The 13871-nt window shown below is 34.4% G+C and carries 11 protein-coding genes; 8 read left to right on the top strand and 3 right to left on the bottom strand.

Features of this window, described 5'->3' with window-relative positions; genetic code table 11:
• Nucleotides 1–10: 10 nt before the first annotated feature.
• Both pepF and guaC read right to left on the bottom strand, forming a co-directional pair.
• Nucleotides 11–1828, bottom strand: a complete 1818-nt coding sequence (gene pepF, locus MRBLBA3_RS19880; RefSeq protein ID WP_363383148.1) for an oligoendopeptidase F — start codon at nt 1826–1828, stop codon at nt 11–13.
• A gap of 137 nt (nt 1829–1965) precedes the next feature.
• Nucleotides 1966–2949, bottom strand: coding sequence for a GMP reductase (guaC, locus tag MRBLBA3_RS19875; RefSeq protein WP_000432440.1), 984 nt, complete (start codon nt 2947–2949; stop codon nt 1966–1968).
• 237 nt (nt 2950–3186) lie between these two features.
• On the opposite strand from guaC, the gene MRBLBA3_RS19870 reads away from it, so the two are divergent.
• Entirely contained in the window at nt 3187–4218 is a 1032-nt protein-coding gene (locus tag MRBLBA3_RS19870; RefSeq protein ID WP_002130174.1) for an acyltransferase, read from the top strand.
• Between the two features lie 218 nt (nt 4219–4436).
• Complete coding sequence (locus MRBLBA3_RS19865; protein ID WP_363383146.1) at nt 4437–5882, top strand: DEAD/DEAH box helicase; 1446 nt, start codon at nt 4437–4439, stop codon at nt 5880–5882.
• 42 nt (nt 5883–5924) lie between these two features.
• On the opposite strand, the gene MRBLBA3_RS19860 is transcribed toward MRBLBA3_RS19865, so the two are convergent.
• Nucleotides 5925–6485 (bottom strand): DUF1836 domain-containing protein, encoded by a 561-nt coding sequence (locus MRBLBA3_RS19860; RefSeq protein ID WP_363383143.1) that lies wholly within the window; start codon nt 6483–6485, stop codon nt 5925–5927.
• A gap of 164 nt (nt 6486–6649) precedes the next feature.
• Here MRBLBA3_RS19860 and trhA point away from each other — a divergent pair, with 164 nt between their 5' ends.
• The 6 genes from trhA (at nt 6650) to MRBLBA3_RS19830 (ending at nt 13870) form a co-directional block, all read left to right on the top strand.
• Nucleotides 6650–7297 carry a PAQR family membrane homeostasis protein TrhA gene (gene trhA, locus MRBLBA3_RS19855; protein WP_000995373.1) on the top strand — a complete coding sequence of 216 codons (648 nt, stop codon included), beginning with the start codon at nt 6650–6652 and terminating at the stop codon, nt 7295–7297.
• 185 nt (nt 7298–7482) lie between these two features.
• Nucleotides 7483–8499: a UDP-glucose 4-epimerase GalE gene (gene galE / locus MRBLBA3_RS19850; RefSeq protein ID WP_363383140.1), complete on the top strand. Its 1017-nt coding sequence runs from the start codon at nt 7483–7485 to the stop codon at nt 8497–8499.
• A gap of 418 nt (nt 8500–8917) precedes the next feature.
• Nucleotides 8918–9508, top strand: coding sequence for an AmiS/UreI family transporter (locus MRBLBA3_RS19845; RefSeq protein ID WP_000542579.1), 591 nt, complete (start codon nt 8918–8920; stop codon nt 9506–9508).
• A gap of 101 nt (nt 9509–9609) precedes the next feature.
• On the top strand, nt 9610–10488 hold the full coding sequence (locus MRBLBA3_RS19840) for an NAD-dependent epimerase/dehydratase family protein (protein ID WP_363383199.1): 879 nt from the start codon (nt 9610–9612) through the stop codon (nt 10486–10488).
• 380 nt (nt 10489–10868) lie between these two features.
• Entirely contained in the window at nt 10869–11939 is a 1071-nt protein-coding gene (locus tag MRBLBA3_RS19835; RefSeq protein ID WP_363383138.1) for a nitric oxide synthase oxygenase, read from the top strand.
• Nucleotides 11940–12301: 362 nt separating this feature from the next.
• Nucleotides 12302–13870: a BCCT family transporter gene (locus MRBLBA3_RS19830; protein ID WP_363383136.1), complete on the top strand. Its 1569-nt coding sequence runs from the start codon at nt 12302–12304 to the stop codon at nt 13868–13870.
• Nucleotide 13871: the final 1 nt, after the last annotated feature.

The raw sequence follows: 13871 nt of genomic DNA, 5'->3' as shown, positions 1-13871 counted from the left end.
GGCTTATTTTTTATTCTTGATAAGAGCGCTCTAATTCATCAATTAAGGAACCGACGTAAGAAACAGCTTTACGGATTGCATCTGGTTTTGACATATCTACCCCGGCATGTTTCATTAATTCAAGTGGTTTCATCGTACCACCAGCGCGAAGTACATCTAACCAGCGATCAACGGCAGGTTGCCCTTCCTCTTTAATCATTTGAGCTACCGCAGTAGACGCAGTGAGGCCGGCGGAATAGGTGTAAGAATATAATCCCATATAATAATGAGGTTGACGCATCCATGTTAAACCAGCGCCTTCATCAATTTCTACGGAATCTCCCCAGAATGTCGAAAGGACCTTTGTTTTTATTTCAGTTAAAGTTGTAGCTGTGAGTGCTTGCCCTTCTTCTGCTAGGGTATATACTCGTCTTTGATATTCTCCTTCAAGTAGATGGGTAACGAAGTTGTGGTAATATGTGCCGAGTAGTTGCAGAATAACCCATCTGCGCATTCTCTTATCATCAGTAGTCGCTAGTAAATGCTGGGCTAATAGTAATTCATTCATCGTTGATGGTGCTTCAACAAAGTACATAGATGGACGTACATTCATAATGCGCTGATTTTTATTGGCTAAATAAAAATGACCAGCATGTCCAAATTCATGAGCTAATGTGAAGCATCCACGCATCGTATTTTGCCATGTAATTAAAATGTAAGGATGGGAACCATACGGGCTAGAGCAGAAAGCACCTGTTGATTTTCCGATATTATCTGCAAGGTCTACCCACCTTTCCTTAAAGCCTGTTTCAATAATCGTATTATATTCAGATCCTAATACTTTTAGAGATTCTTGAATTAATTTACCAGCTTCATCGTATGTGATGGTTGGATTAAATTCAGGATCTAACGGTGCGTGTAAATCGCAGAAGAGCATTTGATCGAGACCTAATACTTTCTTTTTTAAATCTGCAAAACGGCGCATATGGGGCGCTAATTCTTTATAAATAATATCTAGTTGGTTGTTATACATTTCAAGTGGAACTTTTTGAGGCTCTAAAAGCATATGGGTAACAGACTCGTACTTACGTAAACGAGAAAGTGTCACTTGTTTTTTTACTTCAGTAGCATACGTTGTTGCAACTGTATTTTTATATCGTTTCAATGTGGAAATAAATGATGAATAGGCTTTTCTGCGTATATATGCGCTTGGAGAAAATTCATATTTACTTTCAAATAATGCAAACGATACAGGCAAATCATTTCCTTGTTCATCTTGTATAGAAGGGAAATCCATATCGGCTAATTTAGTCATGCCATAAATTTTGTAGGGGGAACTATGAACTTCGCCGAGTGCAGCAAGAGCTTCTTCTGTTTCAGGAGAGAGCGTGTGCTGCCTTTTTTGTAGTATTTCTAGTAACGATTTACGGAAAGGCTCAAGTTTTGTTTCCTCAGTTAAATATTTTTCAATTGTTCCTTCTTCAAAAGAGAGAATTTCGTTATGAATAAAGGATAGTGCGGTATGTACTTTCGTCCCTAAAGCGGAAATCTTGGAAGAGTTCGCTTGAATAACTGGATCTGTACGATCAGCGGATTCTTTTAAATTTGCATATGTGCCGAGTTTTGTTAATTTCATTAAAAGCTCTTCTTCTAAAAGTAGGCAATTTAATAAGGTAGCGGGGCCAGTGTGTAATTGTCCTTTAAATGTATCAAGTTTTTTTATGTCGTCTGTTAATACACGTAATGCATTTCCCCACTCTTTGTCAGATTCGTATAAATCAGAAAGATCCCATGTCAATTCAGTAGAGACTTCTGTGCGAATAAGGCGTTGCTCAATTACGTTTTTCATTTGTTATATCCCCCTTATTATAAGTATCTAAAAATATGATACTAGAAAATTCAGTAAAATGAAAATATTTTACATTTTTATACATGAAAAAGAAGGACAAGCATAAAAATGCCTGTCCTTCTAGCTAGATTTAAAAATTAATATACTTTATCACCGTTGAAAATAGAGTTTTTCACGACTACATAATCTACAGTACGAATTGAGTCTAATTTTGTTCCACCAGCGTAAGAGATAGAAGATTGAAGATCTTGTTCCATTTCGATTAAAGTATCTTCTAAAGAACCTTTATGCTCAACGAACATTTTTTTACCTTCAACGTTTTTCTTCTCGCCTTTTTGGAATTCAGAAGCTGAACCGAAGTACTCTTTATAAAGTTTGCCATCTTTTTCGATTGTTTCCCCTGGAGACTCTTCATGACCAGCGAATAGAGAACCGACCATAACCATAGTTGCTCCAAATCGAATTGATTTAGCTACATCACCATGCGTACGAATACCACCGTCAGCGATAATTGGCTTACTTGCAGCTTTTGCACACCAGCGAAGTGCAGCTAACTGCCAACCACCAGTTCCAAAGCCTGTTTTAATTTTAGTAATACAAACTTTACCAGGTCCAATACCAACTTTTGTTGCATCAGCACCAGCGTTTTCTAATTCTCTTACCGCTTCTGGAGTTCCAACGTTTCCAGCGATAACGAAGCTTTCTGGTAAATGTTTTTTAATATGTTGAATCATGTTGATCACAGCATTAGAGTGACCATGTGCGATATCGATTGTAATGTATTCAGGTGAAAGTTGCTCAGCAGCTAATTGTTGTACGAATTCGTATTCGTCTTCTTTAACACCAACGCTGATTGAAGCAATTAATCCACGTGATTGCATATCTCTAATGAATGAGATTCGTTTCTCTGGTTGGAAACGATGCATGATATAGAAGTAATTATTTTCAGCTAAATAAGTTGCGATTCTTTCATCTATAATCGTTTGCATATTTGCAGGTACGACAGGTAATTTAAATTTATGTTTTCCTAAAGTGACAGTTGTATCACATTCAGATCGGCTGTTTACAATACATTTTGCAGGAATTAATTGAATGTCTTCATAGTCAAATACGTTTTCCATCATTTACACCCCTAAAATACGAATATTTTATATAGTTTATCTAAAAACGTTCGTCCAAATGATAATTTACAGTATTTTTAGTAATAAGTCAAAGGTTTTAATGTTTAATTTTAAAAAATAAAACTTATTTAATGTTTTTGGATTTATATGGCTATAATGTATTTTAATGTGTAATCGATTACTGTAGAATTATGTAGGGAGAATAATAGAAAAATATATTAATTTAGGGGAGATTTTATGGGACGATTAGTGTATATGGATTGGCTACGTGTATTAGCGACAATTGCGGTCGTTACAATTCACGTTGCTGCTGGTTATGTTTCTACGTTAGATTCAAATAACGTGTCGCGTTGGCTGGCTGGTAATTTTTACGATTCACTTTCGCGTGCTAGTGTACCAATTTTTGTAATGATTAGTGGAGCCCTATTATTAAAGGGAACAAAAGATACTTCTATTGGGGAATTTTTAAAGAAACGTGCAAGTAAAGTGATTATACCTTTTATAGGTTGGAGTGCTATATTTTACATCTATGGGGCTTGCGTAGGATATTTTCCGGCTTCTTTAAAGCAAGGGATAAAGTACTTTTTAACAAATAGTATCGGGCTACATCTATGGTTCTTATATATGATTGTAGGAATATATTTAATCGCACCTTTACTGAAAGTATTTGTGAAAAATGCTAAGAAGAGAGAGATAGAATATTTTTTAATTTTATGGCTATATGCATCTGTAATAGTTAAACTAGTAAACTATTATTATCCTATCAACTTTAATATTGAATTATTTTATGTTACAAATTATGTAGGATATTTTCTACTTGGTTATTACTTATCAAATTATGATATTGCGAAAAAATGGCGGAATATTTCTTATATCGGGGGAGTTGTAGGATGTATTGGTACATTCTTTATGACATACCATTATACATTGAAAGCAAATGGACAGCTGGATCAATATTGGTATGAATATTTTGCGCCAGGTGTTGTACTTATGGCAATTGGGTTATTTGTCTTTTTTAAATATGCTTTCCAAAATTCAGAAAGACAATTGCCATTTTTATTACGTGGCATAAACCAAGCAAGTCTTGGGATTTATATTCTTCACTTTTTCTTATTAAATAATTATCTATACATAGTCATTCCAAAGGTGAATGCACATGTACATGCAATATTGGCAATACCTATAAATGTAATTATTACACTTGTCCTTAGTATGTTAATAACTTTAGTATTGCAAAGAATACCGGTTGTAAAAAGGCTAGTTCCGTAAAGAAAAAATCTGAAAAGAAAATATTTTCCGTTATGTAGGTGGACAGACTTATTATTAAGACTGTCCTTTATTATGTTGTTTTAAAAAACAATTATACTTAGGTTAAGTTGATATTTTAGCGAATAAAAAATATTAGTTTGATATATCATCTTAGTATAATTAAATGTAGGGGAATAAAAAATATAATTATTAAATACAGAATAAAATGAGGTTATTACATGAGTAAAAGAAGTTTTACCGATTATGCATTAAGTAAAGAAATTGTAAGAGCACTTACGGGTTTAGGATATGAACATCCAACGGAAGTGCAAGGAGAGGTTATTCCAGTTGCTTTGCAAAAGAAAGACCTTGTCGTGAAATCACAGACTGGAAGTGGAAAAACCGCTTCATTTGGCATACCACTTTGTGAAATGGTGGAGTGGGAAGAGAATAAGCCACAAGCTTTAGTTTTAACACCGACGAGAGAGCTTGCGGTGCAAGTAAAAGAAGATATTACGAATATAGGCCGCTTCAAAAGAATTAAGGCTGCTGCAGTTTATGGTAAATCTCCATTTGCACGTCAAAAATTAGAGTTAAAGCAAAAAACACATATTGTAGTTGGGACTCCTGGCCGTGTGTTAGATCATATTGAAAAAGGTACTCTTTCTTTAGCGTGTTTGAAGTATTTAGTTATTGATGAAGCAGACGAAATGCTGAATATGGGCTTTATCGATCAAGTAGAGGCAATTATTGACGAGTTACCTACAAAACGAATGACAATGTTATTTTCAGCAACACTTCCAGAAGATGTTGAAAAGTTATCTCGTAAGTATATGGATTCGCCGACGCATATTGAAATTGAGGCTGCTGGGATTACAACAGATAAAATTGAACATACACTTTTTGAGACGAGAGAAGAGGAGAAGCTTTCACTTCTTAAAGATGTAACAACGATTGAGAATCCAGATAGTTGTATTATTTTTTGCCGTACACAAGAAAATGTAGATCACGTATTTAAACAGTTAGATCGCGTTAACTATCCTTGTGACAAAATACATGGTGGTATGGTACAAGAAGATCGTTTTGAAGTTATGGACGATTTTAGAAAAGGAAAGTTCCGTTATTTAGTAGCGACAGACGTAGCAGCTAGAGGAATTGATATTGATAATATTACACATGTTATTAACTATGATATTCCATTAGAAAAAGAAAGTTATGTACATCGTACGGGAAGAACGGGACGAGCTGGTAATAAAGGAAAAGCTATTACATTCATAACACCGTATGAAAATAGATTTTTAGAAGAGATTGAGGAGTACATCGGCTTTGAAATTCCAAAGGCACTTGCACCTTCAAAGGAAGAAGTTATGAAAGGGAAAGCAGTATTTGAGGAAAAGATACACGCTAAACCAATTATAAAGAAAGATAAAAATGCGGACCTAAATAAAGGAATTATGAAATTGTACTTTAATGGCGGGAAGAAAAAGAAAATTAGGGCGGTAGATTTCGTCGGTACAATTGCTAAAATTAAAGGTGTTACAGCAGAAGATATAGGCATTATTACAATACAAGACAATGTTTCTTACGTTGAAATATTAAATGGAAAAGGACCGCTTGTTTTAAAAATCATGAAAAACACAACGATTAAAGGGAAACAATTAAAGGTTCATGAAGCAATTAAATAAACAAAAAAACTATCCACTTCAAACAGGTGGATAGTTTTTTGTTTAAGATTCTTTGAGATCATCAACTAATTTTTCTGCTAAACGTCTATACATATTACTCATAGTCACGAAGGATGTTAGTAATAAAAACTTTTCTAGTGTTGGATCTTCTAAGGAAGAAACCTCGTTTACTTCCGTAACACGCTTATTTACGTCTTGCTTAAAGCTTTCCACATTGGTTTCAGTAAGAGAAAGATAATCTTTATATAGAGTATTTAATTCGAATGTATCATCGTTTATTAACGGTGCATTTATATTTTCTAAGGAGCTTTTTATATCATTAATGGAAAGTGCTCCTTTTAATTGATAAATTAAGCTGATTAAAATCATATGTTCTTTTGAATACTTTTTATTTTTGATAGGGATGAATAGTTTCCCTTTTGCGTAATTGTTAATCATTGTTTTTGTTAATACTTTTTCATCATTAGTTCTCGTTGTATCTGCATAAGTATTCTCAAATAGTTGGACAACTTGGTCTACATATAAGTCGACATTTGGGATATCCTCAAGTTTAATATTTTTTTCTAAATGTAATGATTCAAGTAATTTATTTATATTTTCCACGTAGAATCCCTCACTTTTATAGCTTAGTGGAACTTAATGTTTAGTATATCTTTAAATATGGTATTACGAAACAAATGAAATGTAAATGTTGACCTGTATGAATAATATATATATAATTACAAGTAGTTATTAAAACTACATGTAATTATATGAGGGGTGTTTATATGAATGCTTATGTAAGAGAACCGGTTAATGCATTTACTCACTTAGGAGGAGCTGTATTATCATTTATTGCATTATTAGCTATGATTGTGAAAGTTTCTGTTAAGATGCCATCTTTTGCTGCAATTACAGCTGTTATTTTATTTGGTATCGGGATGATGGTCCTTTATATGGCGTCAGCTGTGTATCATAGTGTCGTAGCCAGTGAACGTGTTATTTATTTCTTTAGGAAGCTAGATCATTCTATGATTTTTATATTAATTGCAGGTACATATGCACCCTTTTGCTTAATTACATTAAATTCGGCAAATGGTTTACTATTATTTTGTTTAGTTTATGCAACGGCAATTTGTGGTATTGTTTTTAAAATGTTTTGGTTTAATTGTCCAAGATGGTTATCGACAGCAATTTATCTTCTGATGGGTTGGTTAATTGTTCTATTCTTTGCACCGCTAGCTGAGAATTTAAGTACAGGAGGTATTATTTTCTTAGTACTTGGAGGCATTTTTTATACAATTGGTGGGTTTATTTACGGTGCGAAGCCAAAATGGTTGGAGTTTAAATATATGGGACACCATGAAATTTTTCATGTTTTTGTATTGTTAGGTAGTCTTGCTCATTTTCTAAGTGTATATTGTTACGTAATTTGATCAAAAAACGCCACGCGATGTCTGTTATGTGGCGTTTTTTTTATTACCTGATTGGAATCGTGTATTGTATAAAATAAGTATGGGATAAAATGTAAGTTTCTGTGTTCGCATAATAAACATTGGATAAGAAATATGTGATATACTTTGAGAAGTTTATAATGAATGAAATATGGAGGACTATAATTATGGCAATACTTGTAACAGGTGGAGCAGGATATATTGGTAGTCATACATGCGTAGAATTACTAAATAACGGTTACGAAATTATAGTAGTAGATAATCTTTCGAATAGCTCAGTAGAGTCTATAAATCGAGTGAAAGAGATAACAGGAAAACAGTTTAAGTTTTATAAAGAAGATATTTTAAATCGCGAAGCATTGGATATGATTTTTGAAGAAAATACAATTGAAGCTGTTATTCACTTTGCAGGCTTTAAGGCCGTAGGAGAATCAGTAGCAATTCCGTTAACGTATTATCATAACAACATTACAAGCACATTAGTGCTATGTGAAGTGATGCAGAAGCATGATGTGAAGAAGATGATCTTCAGTTCGTCTGCAACAGTGTATGGTATCCCAGAAACATCACCAATTACGGAGGAGTTTCCATTAAGTGCAACAAATCCATATGGTCAAACAAAATTAATGATTGAACAAATTATGCGTGATGTAGCATTTGCGGATGCAGGATGGAGCATTGCATTACTTCGTTACTTCAACCCATTTGGCGCGCATGAAAGTGGGCGTATTGGAGAAGATCCAAATGGAATTCCAAATAATTTAATGCCATATGTAACACAAGTAGCGGTAGGGAAGTTAAAGGAATTAAGTGTATTTGGAAATGACTACCCAACAAAAGATGGCACGGGTGTCCGTGATTATATTCATGTTGTAGACTTAGCAAATGGCCATGTGAAGGCGCTTGAAAAGGTACTTGGCACTACTGGGATAGATGCATACAATCTCGGTACAGGTACTGGTTATAGTGTATTAGAAATGGTTGAAGCATTTGAAAAAGTTTCAGGCAAGGAAGTTCCTTATAAAATTACGGAACGTCGTCCAGGTGATGTTGCAGTATGTTTTGCAGATGCATCAAAAGCGAAGCGTGAATTAGGATGGGAAGCACTACGCGGGTTAGAAGAGATGTGTGCAGACTCTTGGAGATGGCAATCAAATAACAAAAATGGCTATCTAGAAGTTTAATAAACAGATAAAAAATGACCTTTTTGCGGGAGCAAAAGGTCATTTTTATTTATTTCCATTAAGTTTATTAGCAAATTTAGTAAAGAAAGTTCGTCGTTTTATAGGAGCGTTTGACTGACAAAATGTATTATCCTATTAATTTTTTATAGAAATAAAAAACGTAATATTGAAAAGAATTCCAATACTTGTATCATGGTCAGAGTACGTTTATAATCAAGGAATCCTATTTAATGTTCTGATAGGGTTATTTATTATTGAAAGCGTTTTAAATTCCGACCCTTTTTAAGGTAGGAAGTCTGACTTATTTAGATTAAAAATTATGTATGTAGTTTTAAATAGGAAGAAAAATAATAAAGGATCACTTTATATTGTGGGGAGGTTAAAAGTGTGAAAGGGAAAGACTTTCACACGAATATATATGGGTTACGTAGGATTATTACTTTCAGGTGCAGCTTTATTTTTAAATAGTCTTGTTATATTGGGCAAAGTAGAGATGAAAAGCGCAGGTGTCTTTAATTTATTTGTAGGGGCATTACAAATTATTATACCGTTTTATTTAATTATGATTTCTGATCAAAGTAATTGGACGGTATATTCATATGCAGCTACCTTTTTATTTGGTTTAACTTATTTATATGTAGGCGTTACTTTTATTAAAGGAATGGATAGTAGTGGACTAGGCTGGTTCTGTATTTGGGTAGCAATTATTGCCCTATTCTATATGGTCGTTTCATTTGTTCAATTCCACGATGTTGTTAATGCGTTAACATGGTTTATGTGGGCATTACTTTGGTATTTATTCTTTGTGTTAAATGCGCAAAAAAAGAATATCAATCAATATCTTGGCAGAATTGCATTTGTACAATCATGGGTAACATTGACGTTGCCTTCACTCTTTTATTTTATGGGAGTATGGGGAGAAGGCTTCGTATATGAACTATGGGTTTATGTATCAGTAATTTCTATTTTATATTGCTGCTATTGTATTTTTAAATATCGAGTACGTTAAAGTATCGTATGTAAGAAAGCATGGAATCTTGATAATGATTCCATGCTTTTTGTTTATATGTAGGTTTATAATTAAGGTAGTATTTTACAAAATAGGGGATGATGAAAGTGAAAAAAGTGTTGGTTCTAGGGGGAACAAGGTTTTTTGGTAAGCAGTTAGTAGAAGCGCTTTTACAAGAGGGGCACGATATAACAATTGCAACACGAGGATTTACGGAGGATCCTTTTGGGGATACGGTAAAAAGAATTGTAGTAGATAGAGAAGACGAAAAGTTATTGGAAGAGCGCTTGGAAGGTAAATGCTATGATGTTGTATACGATAATTTATGCTATAGCTCGAATGCTGCGGAAGTTATATGTAAAGTATTACATGGTAGGGTGAAAAAATATGTTATGACATCCTCAATGGCGGTTTATGAGCCTACATTAAACTTGCAAGAAGAAGACTTTAATCCGTATACATATTCAATTACGTATGGAGATAGAGGGGACTTCACTTATGGTGAGGGGAAGAGATTGGCGGAAGCAGTGTTGTTTCAAAGAGCAACATTCCCTGTCGTTGCGGTACGATTTCCCGTCGTTATTGGAGAAAATGATTATACGAAGAGATTACAGTTTTACGTTGAAAATGTTGTGAAACAAGAACCTATTGTCGTGGATCGTTTAGAAGGGAAATTGTTGTTCATACATGAAAAAGAAGCTGGAGAGTTTTTAGCATGGTGCGGAATGGGAAACATAGAAGGACCAATTAATGCTTGTAGCAACGGGGTAGTTTCTACTGGAGAAGTTATTCATTTCATAGAAGAAAACACGGGAATAAAAGCACTTATTCAAGAAGTAGGAGATAATATAGCACCTTATAATGAAGTGACTAATTGTACGTTACATAATGGAAAGGCTCGTGAATTGGGATTTTCATTCCGAGAATTAAATGCAGAAATAAAAAATGTTTTACAGCATTACATAGATAGATTGAAGTAATTATAAATCCCCCGGTGGCAATCCGGGGGATTTAGGAGGATTTCAACAATACTGGTTTAACATTACCAAATTTACCTTACACGCATGATGAATGGCAGGCATCATCAATATATGGATCTAGTTCACCATAGCCTTATGAAAGATTGGGTAATTGAAAAAACATGCAATTACCGATTTTTCACCCAAAAAGTTGGTTGAGGTAAAAATAATTTCCTTAAGTCAAAAATACACTTGTTTTTTTCGGAAGTCAACAATAATTCTAGAAATCTTCTGACAAATATTACGATAAAAGTAACACTTCCACTTTCGTTTGTGACTCTTATCCTTTTTGCTTATACTGTAAAGTAGTAGCGTCTTGTTGAGATAGAGGGAGATTGTTTATGAGTAAAACGAAACAATTAATAGAGGAAGCAAGTAACTTTATTACTATTTGCTATAAGGAACTTAATAAAGAGCAATTAATAAAAGAGCGTATGGAAGAAATTTTAATAGAGATAGAAAAGACGGGCACGTATGAGCATACATTTGAAGAGCTTGTTCATGGATCACGGATGGCATGGCGTAATAGTAATAGATGCATTGGGAGATTGTTTTGGAGTAAGATGCACATATTAGATGCGCGTGAAGTAAATGATGAAGAAGGTGTATATAATGCATTAATTCATCATATTAAATACGCGACGAATGATGGGAAAGTTAAACCGACAATTACGATTTTTAAGCAATATCAAGGTGAAGAGAATAATATAAGACTTTATAATCATCAATTGATTCGATATGCAGGATACAAAACGGAAATGGGAGTAATCGGTGACTCTCACTCTGTCGCATTTACTGATTTATGCCAAGGTCTTGGGTGGCAAGGAGAAGGCACAAACTTTGACGTATTACCGCTTGTATTTTCTGTTGATGGAAAAGAGCCTGTATATAAAGAAATTCCTAAAAAAGAAGTGAAAGAGGTACCAATTGAACATCCAGAATACCCAATTTCATCACTAGAAGTAAAATGGTATGGGGTACCAATGATTTCAGATATGCGTTTAGAGATTGGCGGTATTTCTTATACAGCAGCCCCATTTAATGGGTGGTATATGGGGACTGAAATTGGCGCTCGTAATTTAGCGGATCATGACCGTTATAATTTGCTTCCAGCGGTTGCAGAGATGATGAATTTAGATACTTCTAGAAATAGTACGTTATGGAAAGACAAAGCGTTGATTGAGTTGAATATAGCTGTTTTACATTCTTTCAAAAAGCAAGGAATTAGCATTGTAGATCACCATACAGCAGCCCAGCAATTTCAGCAGTTTGAGAAGCAAGAAGTTGCTTGTGGACGGGTTGTAACTGGCAACTGGGTATGGTTAATTCCTCCATTATCACCTGCTACAACACATATTTATCATAAACCGTATCCGAATGAAATTTTGAAGCCGAATTTCTTTCATAAATAATATTTAGTATAGGGGTTTTTTCTGCAAAATATAATTTTTTTAATTACTGTTACGTAGCAAATGGAAGCCTTTACTATCGGTTATTTTTGGAAGGGGATTTTTGAACCAAGGAGTTCCTTATGTTATAATCAAATTTCTGTTTCGAAGACCTTATAGAAATATAAGGTCTTTTGTTTTGCTTTTTTATGTAATAGGAATAGAAATTTTCTTTTAAATAAGGGATTTAGCATATTTTTAGGGACAACATAAGTGTGTAGAAAATCGATTAATTATTATGCTTATATAATCATTGTGTTTTGGGTGTAAACGATAAAACATAATAAAGTTGTTTTTTTAGATTGCTGAGGAAGGAGGAAGTGTAAATGAGGATGAAGAGTCGAAAAACGGATTGGCCTGTATTTCTTATTAGTGGTGGCTCACTTTTATTATTTGTAATAGCAGTTTTTTTTAATAAAAGTTACGTAGAGAGAGTCATTAATAGCAGTTTTGCAGCTTCAATTAAATATTTTGGTGCCTTTTGGCAGGTTTTATTAATTGGTACATTTGTTGTGGCAATGTGTGTGGCGTTCTCGAAATATGGGAGAGTTAAACTTGGGGGGCTAGAAAAACCTGAGATTAGTACGACAAAATGGCTCGCTATTATTATGTCTACATTACTTGCCGGAGGTGGCGTTTTTTGGGCAGCAGCAGAGCCGATGTACCATTTGATGACGGTGCCACCAATACATGAAGGTATAACTGCTGGAACGAAAGAAGCGGTAATGCCTGCTTTAGCACAAAGTTATATGCACTGGGGTTTCCTGGCTTGGACGATTTTAGGTACAATTAGTGCGGTAGTTATGATGTACGGACATTATCATAAAGGTATGCCGTTAAAACCTCGAACGCTTTTATATCCTATTTTTGGAGAGAAATTGCGAAAGAGTTGGCTTGGAACAATGATCGATGTGTTTGCAATTATTGCGGTAGCTGCAGGGACAATTGGTCCAATTGGATTTTTAGGACTACAGGCAAGTTATGGATTACAAGCATTGTTTAACATTCCTGATGTGTTTACTACTCAATTAGCAATTATTGTTTGTGTAGTAGCTGTTTCTACTGTATCTGCGGTAACAGGAATTGATAAAGGGATTCAAATTATAAGTAATTTAAATGTTAGATTAGCAGTTTTATTAATGGTATTCGTATTACTGTTTGGACCAGGTGGATTTATTATCGATTCATTTGTTTCTTCGTTTGGATTTTATATAAATGAATTTATTCCAATGAGCACATATCGTGGGGATACAGGTTGGTTAGGATCGTGGACAATCTTTTTCTGGGGATGGTTTATTGGATATGGACCGATGATGGCAATTTTAGTGAGCCGAATTTCAAGAGGAAGAACAATCCGAGAAATCATCGTTGCAATTGGAATTATTGCACCTATTATTACAACGTTTTGGTTTACTATCCTAGGGGGATCAGGTGTGTTTTATGAGTTAATGAATCCTGGTTCTATCTCGAACGCATTAAGTGAATCTGGTATGCCAGCGGCTATGATTGCAATTACAGAGCAACTGCCACTCTCCAATATTATTGGACCTGCATTTCTTTTATTAACAATTTTATTTGTAGTGACAACAGGAGATTCAATGGCCTATTCGATTTCAATGGCAGTGACTGGAGATGGAGATCCTAGAATTAGCTTGCGAGTTTTTTGGTCTCTTATTATGGGCGCAGTTGCAGCAATTCTTTTATATATGGGTGAGGGAAGTATTAATGCACTACAATCCTTTATTGTAGTGACGGCTGTTCCTGTATCACTTCTATTATTCCCAATGCTATGGTTAGCTCCTAAAGTTGCAGGGGAATTAGCATTGAAACAAGGTATTGTAAAAGAGCAAGATAAAACTGCTTTCTTATTCCAGAAGGCTAGTAAATCAAAATAAA

The organism is Bacillus sp. LBA3-1-1.1 (genome assembly GCF_040676495.1).
Taxonomy (GTDB): domain Bacteria; phylum Bacillota; class Bacilli; order Bacillales; family Bacillaceae_G; genus Bacillus_A; species Bacillus_A nitratireducens.
Note: the sequence above shows the minus strand (reverse complement) of the source record. Positions and strands in the feature narration are given on the sequence as shown.

Bases quoted from the DNA above. Each gene is read 5' to 3' on its own strand.
- pepF (WP_363383148.1), bottom strand. From the start codon at position 1,828: ATGAAAAACGTAATTGAGCAACGCCTTATTCGCACAGAAGTCTCTACT.
- guaC (WP_000432440.1), bottom strand. From the start codon at position 2,949: ATGGAAAACGTATTTGACTATGAAGACATTCAATTAATTCCTGCAAAA.
- MRBLBA3_RS19870 (WP_002130174.1), top strand. From the start codon at position 3,187: ATGGGACGATTAGTGTATATGGATTGGCTACGTGTATTAGCGACAATT.
- MRBLBA3_RS19865 (WP_363383146.1), top strand. From the start codon at position 4,437: ATGAGTAAAAGAAGTTTTACCGATTATGCATTAAGTAAAGAAATTGTA.
- trhA (WP_000995373.1), top strand. From the start codon at position 6,650: ATGAATGCTTATGTAAGAGAACCGGTTAATGCATTTACTCACTTAGGA.
- galE (WP_363383140.1), top strand. From the start codon at position 7,483: ATGGCAATACTTGTAACAGGTGGAGCAGGATATATTGGTAGTCATACA.
- MRBLBA3_RS19845 (WP_000542579.1), top strand. From the start codon at position 8,918: ATGGGTTACGTAGGATTATTACTTTCAGGTGCAGCTTTATTTTTAAAT.
- MRBLBA3_RS19840 (WP_363383199.1), top strand. From the start codon at position 9,610: ATGAAAGTGAAAAAAGTGTTGGTTCTAGGGGGAACAAGGTTTTTTGGT.
- MRBLBA3_RS19835 (WP_363383138.1), top strand. From the start codon at position 10,869: ATGAGTAAAACGAAACAATTAATAGAGGAAGCAAGTAACTTTATTACT.
- MRBLBA3_RS19830 (WP_363383136.1), top strand. From the start codon at position 12,302: ATGAGGATGAAGAGTCGAAAAACGGATTGGCCTGTATTTCTTATTAGT.